The 5,855-nt window shown below is 64.5% G+C and carries 9 protein-coding genes; 3 read left to right on the top strand and 6 right to left on the bottom strand.

The window, feature by feature from the left end:
- From EN984_RS19930 to EN984_RS19920, 3 genes are all read left to right on the top strand, one after another.
- A partial coding sequence (locus tag EN984_RS19930; RefSeq protein WP_164765542.1) for a cold shock domain-containing protein occupies positions 1-187 on the top strand: 187 nt, incomplete at its 5' end.
- A 24-nt stretch (positions 188-211) separates the two neighbouring features.
- On the top strand, positions 212-772 hold the full coding sequence (locus EN984_RS19925) for a DUF192 domain-containing protein (RefSeq protein ID WP_127271578.1): 561 nt from the start codon (positions 212-214) through the stop codon (positions 770-772).
- Between the two features lie 20 nt (positions 773-792).
- Positions 793-1,560, top strand: coding sequence for an alpha/beta hydrolase (locus EN984_RS19920; RefSeq protein ID WP_164749085.1), 768 nt, complete (start codon positions 793-795; stop codon positions 1,558-1,560).
- A gap of 38 nt (positions 1,561-1,598) precedes the next feature.
- Here EN984_RS19920 and speB read toward each other — a convergent pair whose 3' ends face one another.
- The 6 genes from speB to EN984_RS19890 form a co-directional block, all read right to left on the bottom strand.
- Positions 1,599-2,564 carry an agmatinase gene (gene speB / locus EN984_RS19915; protein WP_127271573.1) on the bottom strand — a complete coding sequence of 322 codons (966 nt, stop codon included), beginning with the start codon at positions 2,562-2,564 and terminating at the stop codon, positions 1,599-1,601.
- Positions 2,565-2,576: 12 nt separating this feature from the next.
- Positions 2,577-3,347: a creatininase gene (locus EN984_RS19910; protein WP_127271829.1), complete on the bottom strand. Its 771-nt coding sequence runs from the start codon at positions 3,345-3,347 to the stop codon at positions 2,577-2,579.
- 12 nt (positions 3,348-3,359) lie between these two features.
- A complete protein-coding gene (locus EN984_RS19905) occupies positions 3,360-4,067 on the bottom strand; it encodes an SDR family oxidoreductase (protein WP_127271827.1) in 708 nt (235 codons plus the stop codon).
- Positions 4,061-4,816 (bottom strand): SDR family oxidoreductase, encoded by a 756-nt coding sequence (locus EN984_RS19900; protein WP_127268136.1) that lies wholly within the window; start codon positions 4,814-4,816, stop codon positions 4,061-4,063. The genes EN984_RS19905 and EN984_RS19900 overlap by 7 nt, the downstream gene beginning before the upstream one ends.
- A complete protein-coding gene (locus tag EN984_RS19895) occupies positions 4,813-5,583 on the bottom strand; it encodes an ABC transporter ATP-binding protein (protein ID WP_127268137.1) in 771 nt (256 codons plus the stop codon). Before EN984_RS19895 ends, EN984_RS19900 begins: the two co-directional genes overlap by 4 nt.
- A 10-nt stretch (positions 5,584-5,593) precedes the next feature.
- Positions 5,594-5,855, bottom strand: a 262-nt coding sequence (locus tag EN984_RS19890) for an ABC transporter permease subunit (RefSeq protein ID WP_127383892.1), incomplete at its 5' end; no start/stop codon positions are given.

The raw sequence follows: 5,855 nt of genomic DNA, 5'->3' as shown, positions 1-5,855 counted from the left end.
GTTTGGTTTTCTCACCCGCGGCGAGGGCACCGAGGACATCTTCGTCCATATGGAGACCTTGCGCCGTTACGGTATCACCGAGCTTCGGCCGGGGCAGGTCGTGCTGGTTCGTTTCGGACGCGGCGACAAAGGCCTTATGGCCGCCGAAATTCACCCCGATATGGGGACCTTGCCGGTCTCGCACTAGGGCGTTTCCGGCCGAGGATTTCGAATGGCTTACAGGAACTGGCTGACCGCGGGCGCGATGTGCGCGATTGCCTTCATCGCCGCCGCCGGTGGTTACTTCTATTCCGAAAAGCCGACCTCGGCGGACAGCCGGGCGATGATCCTTCCAGCCGATCCGGCGCCATTGGTCGTGGTGACGAAAGGCGGTGATCGCTCTTTTTCCATCGAAGTCGCCGACACCGCCGCGGAGCGCGAGGCCGGCTTGATGTACCGCCAGGACATGGCGGACAACCACGGCATGCTGTTCGTCTTCGAGGTCCAGCAGCAGGTTGGCTTCTGGATGCACAACACGCCAATGCCGCTTGATCTGATTTTCGTCGGCCAGGATGGCAAGATCCGGGCGGTCAAGCACGGCGAGCCGCAATCGGACGCCGTCGTTTCGCCCGGCGTACCGGTGCGCTTCGTGCTCGAGCTCAAGGCCGGCACTGCCGCCAGGAACGGCATCGAGTATGGCGACCTTTTGCGCCATCCGGCCGTGGGCACGGTATCCGGCCCCGGCATGCCACCAGCCGACAATGGCGATGCACCCAATGGCGGTGGCGGTTGAGCACACAGGCGGGATCGCAGATGCAGTCTTTCACCCATGACGGCTTCGAGCTTACCTTCCTCGACCGCCAGCCGGCATCGGGCGAGGGCGATCCGGTGCTGATGATCCATGGCTTCGCCTCGAGCCATTATGTCAACTGGGTGTCGCCCGGCTGGTTCAAGACGCTGAACGACGCCGGTTACCGCGCCATCGCCTTCGACAATCGCGGCCACGGCTCGTCGTCCAAGAGCTATGAGGAGGCCGACTACACGCCGGTCAAGATGGCTTCCGATGCCGCTGCCTTGCTCGGCCATCTCGGCATCGGGCGCGCTCATGTCATGGGTTATTCGATGGGCGCGCGCATCGCGGCGTTCATGGCGCTGTCCGATCCGGACAAGGTGGCGACGCTGGTCTTCGGCGGTCTCGGCATCGGCATGGTCGACGGTGTCGGCGATTGGGATCCGATCGCCGCCGCCTTGCTTGCCGATGATCCGGCCGCCACCAGCCATCCGCGCGGCCGGTCGTTTCGCGCCTTCGCCGACCAGACCCGCAGCGATCGCCGGGCCTTGGCCGCTTGCATCGCCAAATCGCGCGAATTGCTGAGCGAGCAGGATATCGCCCGCATCGCCCAGCCGACGCTGGTCGCCGTCGGAACCACCGACGACATTGGCGGCTCGCCCGATGAGCTTGCAGCGTTGATGCCGAACGCCAGCGCCTTTCACATCGAGGGCCGGGACCATATGCTGGCCGTCGGGGACAAGACCTTCAAGCAGCGCGTGCTGGAGTTCTATGCCGAGAATCCGCTTTGAGCGGACGGCGACGCGTCAGGCGGCTTTGACGCTTGCGCTCAGTCTGGCGCTCTCGCTGCTTGAACCGACTTCGCCATCACGCACAGCAGCTCGAACATCATCGTCGCGCCGGCGAGCGCCGTCATTCCACCCAGGTCGAAAGGCGGCGCCACCTCCACGACGTCGGCGCCTACAATGTTCAATCCATCGAGCAAGCGGACCATTTCCTGGGCCTCGCGGGTGGTGAAGCCGCCAAGTTCAGGCGTTCCGGTCCCAGGCGCCATCGATGGGTCGATGCAGTCTATGTCGAAGGTGACATAAACAGGATTGTTTCCGACGATGCCGCGCGCCTCTTCCACGACGCTGGCCGCGCCTCGCCTGACGAACTCCTCCATGTAGATGATACGGATGCCCTGGGCGACCGCCCAGTCATGTTCGCCGGGTTCATAGATCGAGCCGCGGATGCCGATCTGGACGACGCGCTTGGGATCGAGCAGCCCCTCTTCGATGGCGCGGCGGAACGGCGTGCCATGTGTATAGGGATTGTCGCCGAAATAGCGGTCATTGGTGTCCGAATGCGCGTCGAAATGGATCATGCCGACGGGCGCCTTGCGGGCCACGGCGCGCAGCACCGGCAACGTCGTCAGATGATCGCCGCCCGCTGCAAGCGGAATGGCGCCCACTGCCACGATCGCCGCGATGCCGTCCTCGATGCGCTTCAGCCCGTCCAGCAGGTTGATCGGATTGACCGAGAGATCGCCGACATCGGCGACGTTGGCGATGCTGAACGGCTCGGTCCCCGAGACGTGATGGGCGCGCCGCATCAGGCTCGACTGGTTGCGGATCTCGCGCGGGCCGTGCCGTGCGCCGGCGCGATTGGTGGTGCCACCATCCCACGGTATGCCGACGAGCGCGATGTCGAGCCCCTCCGCGCTTGCCACGGCCGGCAGTCTCATGAAGGTCGAAAGTCCGGCGAAGCGAGGCACGGCGGAGGCGTCGATCGGCTGGAAGAAATTGCTGCTCATGGTGTCGGCACCTCAGAAGAATTCGCGTTTGACGATTTCCGCAATGCGGGTCTCGCAGTCGTCGAGCAACCATCGGCCCTTTTCCGCCGATGAGCCCTCGGTCAGCGACAGCACGCCGGATGGCGGCACTTCCTCGGCTGGCTTGGGATAGCGATCATATGGCCTGAACTGCGCCGGGCCGTCATGCAGTGCCTTGCCGAGGTCGACGAGCTCGGGACGCAGCGCCAGCATCATCGAGGTTTCGATGACGCTCGCATGTTCCAGCTCGATGCCGGGATAACCATCGGGGAACACTTTCGCCAGCGTCTCTGTGCGCACCATTTCCCAATGATCGATGCGCAGGATCGTCAGATCCGCCGCACGCTCGCGGCCGATGGTGTCGAGCGCCAGTTCGATGCCCTCGATTGACGGGCCGATGTTCTCGTAGTGGCCGTTGAGGACAACGATACGCCGGACCTTCTGGCGATAGAGATCGCAGATCACATCCTTGACCAGCAGCGAAAACGTATGCGCCGTGATGTTGATCGTGCCGGGGAAGGCCGGGCCGCCGCCTGTTCTCGGCTGCGAGCGGTTGCCGTAAGCGATGGTCGGCGCGACGAGGCCGCCGACCTGCTTCGCGACCGTCTCGGCGATGGCGGTGGGAAGCACGACATCGACATTCATCGCCATGTGGTGGCCATGCTGCTCGGTCGAGCCGAGCGGCAGGAAGATAGGAGCGCCGGCGGCGATCCTCTTCTCGGCTTCGGGCCATGGCAGTTCAGCGAGGAAAACTCGGTCTTTCATGATCATCTCGTTTCAAAGCATCGCCGCGCCACCATTGGCGCCCAGGCATTGTCCGGTGAAGAAGGTGGCGCCGGGGCCGGCAAGGAAGACCACCGCGGAAGCGATTTCATCCGGGCGGCCGATCCGCCCCAGCGGGTGTGTCGTTTCCTGCGCGCGCTGGCTCTCGCTCAGCGCCTCGAAACCGAGAAGCGGCGTGTCGGTCGGCCCCGGCGCCACGGCGTTGACCAGGATGCGAGGGGCAAGCTCTCGCGCCCAGGAGCGGGTCAGGCCGAGCAATGCCGCCTTGGTCGCGCAATAGACCGAGGCGTTCGACCGGCCGAGATAGGCGAGCTCGGAGGCGATGTTGACGATGCGGCCGCCATCGGGAAGGTGCGGCAGGACTTCCCGTGCCACGATGATGGCGCCGCGCACATTGACGGCGAACATGCGGTCGACATGGTCGAGCGAAATCGCCTCAAGCGGTGCTTCATGGAGGATGCCGGCATTGTTGACCAGAATGTCGTAGCCGCCGATCCGTTGCGCGCCTTGCCTGACCGCGGCAATGATGTCGGCCTCATTGGCAAGGTCGCAGGCAAGGATCGGGATATCGCCGTCGGATGCCTTGAGATCGAAGCCGAGAACAATGGCTCCGGCGTCCCGCAAGGCGAGCGCGGTCGCGCGACCGATGCCGCTGGCCGCACCGGTGACCAGCGCGCGTTTTCCGTGCAGCGGGGTTACCAAGGCACTTCTCCCCTGTCGACGCCGAGCGACTGCCCGGTGATGTTGGCCGCGAGATCCGACGCCAGGAACAGATAGGTGCCGGCCATGTCGGCCGGCTCCATCAGGCCGGGCAGGGCTTGCGCGCCAACGATGTCTTCGAGCAGTGCTGCTTCACTGACGGCGCCTTGCTCGGCCATCCGGCCAAGCGAGCGCATCGATGCTTCCGTGCGGACCCATCCCGGACAGACCGCATTGACGCGGATGCCTTTCGATCCAAGTTCCTTGGCCCAGGTTTTCGTCAGGCCGATGATGGCGTGCTTGGAGGCGACATAGGCGCCGAACCGCGCTTCGGCGACGCGGCCCCAGATCGATGCGGTGTTGATGATCGAAGCGCCGGCCTGCATGCGCGGCAAGGCGCGCGCGGTGACAAGCGCCGTGCCGATGACGTTGATCTCGATGATGCGCCGGAAGGCGGCTTCGGCCTCGTCGCTGCTGTCGGTGATCGGCGTCATCAGCTCGAGGCCGGCATTGTTGATGAGCACGTCGATCCGGGAGATCGGTCCGAGGGCCGCGCCGACCGCCTCGCGGTCGGCGATGTCGGCCTCCGTGCCTGTGGCGCCCAAGTCGTGGGCCCGTTCGTGCACGGCCGCGTCGTTGGCAATGAGGTGCAGGCTGGCGCCGGCCTGGGCGAAGCCCTTGGCGATGCCGAGCCCGATGCCTCGGCTCGCTCCGGTGATCACGACCGTCTTTCCGGAAAAGGAGAGGCTCATACGACCACTCCGGTTTCGTTGCGGATCAGATGCAGGACCTTGTTGCGCAGCTCGAAGAATTTCTGGGTTTCGCGAATCTCCAGCGGCCGGTCCGGGCCAAGCTCTGCCGCCACGTCGATATCGGCGACGATCGAGGCTGGACGGCGTGAGAACAGGATGATCCGGTCGGCGAGAAATACGGCTTCTTCGACGTCGTGGGTGACGAAGATGATGGTCTTTTCCTCGCGGATCTGGATCTGCCGCAGCTCGACCTGAAGCCGCTCGCGCGTCAGCGCGTCGAGGGCGCCGAAAGGCTCGTCCATCAACAGCACGTCTGAGCCTGCGGCGAGCGTGCGGGCTATGGCCACGCGCTGGCGCATGCCTCCCGAGATCCGGTTTGGATAGGAGTCGGCAAAGTCGGCGAGCCCGAACAGCTTGAGATAGTGGCTGATACGCTCGGCTCTTTCGGTGGCACCGAGGTCCTTCCTGTAGCGCATGCCGAAGGCGATGTTGTTTTTGACCGTCAACCAGGGAAACGACGAATAGGACTGGAACACCATGCCGCGCCGACGGTCCGGCCTGACGACCTTTTCCCCGCCAAGCAGGATCGAGCCCGAACTCGGTTCGTCGAGGCCGCCGACCATGCGCATCAAGGTGGTCTTGCCGCAGCCCGATGGGCCGAGAAAGACGACCAGCGAATTGCGCTCGAGGCCAAGGCTGGTGTTTCGCACGACATCGACGGGGCCGAAGGACTTGGCCGTGTCGATGAATTGAACATATCCGGTCATGTCATGCTCCTCACAGATACCGGAACAGCCGGCGGTGAAGCAGGCGCAAAAGTTGGTCGGTGACAAGGCCGATCAGGCCGATGACGACGACGCCGGCCATGACCTCCGGTGTCTTGACGAAGCGCCGGGCCGTCCAGATCACATAGCCGATGCCGGAATCGGCGGCGACGATCTCGGCGATGATCAGATAGGTCCAGCACCAGCCGAGCGTGATGCGCAGATTGTCGAGCAGCGTCGGGCCCATCCAGCGCAAGGCGACGTCGACCATGACC

Origin of the sequence: Mesorhizobium sp. M7A.F.Ca.CA.004.12.1.1, from assembly GCF_003997835.1 — a bacterium.
Taxonomy (GTDB): domain Bacteria; phylum Pseudomonadota; class Alphaproteobacteria; order Rhizobiales; family Rhizobiaceae; genus Mesorhizobium.
The sequence above is the reverse complement of the archived record's forward strand: the minus strand, read 5'-3'. Positions and strand labels throughout refer to the sequence as shown.

Bases quoted from the DNA above. Each gene is read 5' to 3' on its own strand.
- EN984_RS19900 (WP_127268136.1), bottom strand. From the start codon at position 4,816: ATGAGCCTCTCCTTTTCCGGAAAGACGGTCGTGATCACCGGAGCGAGC.
- EN984_RS19925 (WP_127271578.1), top strand. From the start codon at position 212: ATGGCTTACAGGAACTGGCTGACCGCGGGCGCGATGTGCGCGATTGCC.
- speB (WP_127271573.1), bottom strand. From the start codon at position 2,564: ATGAGCAGCAATTTCTTCCAGCCGATCGACGCCTCCGCCGTGCCTCGC.
- EN984_RS19920 (WP_164749085.1), top strand. From the start codon at position 793: ATGCAGTCTTTCACCCATGACGGCTTCGAGCTTACCTTCCTCGACCGC.
- EN984_RS19910 (WP_127271829.1), bottom strand. From the start codon at position 3,347: ATGAAAGACCGAGTTTTCCTCGCTGAACTGCCATGGCCCGAAGCCGAG.
- EN984_RS19895 (WP_127268137.1), bottom strand. From the start codon at position 5,583: ATGACCGGATATGTTCAATTCATCGACACGGCCAAGTCCTTCGGCCCC.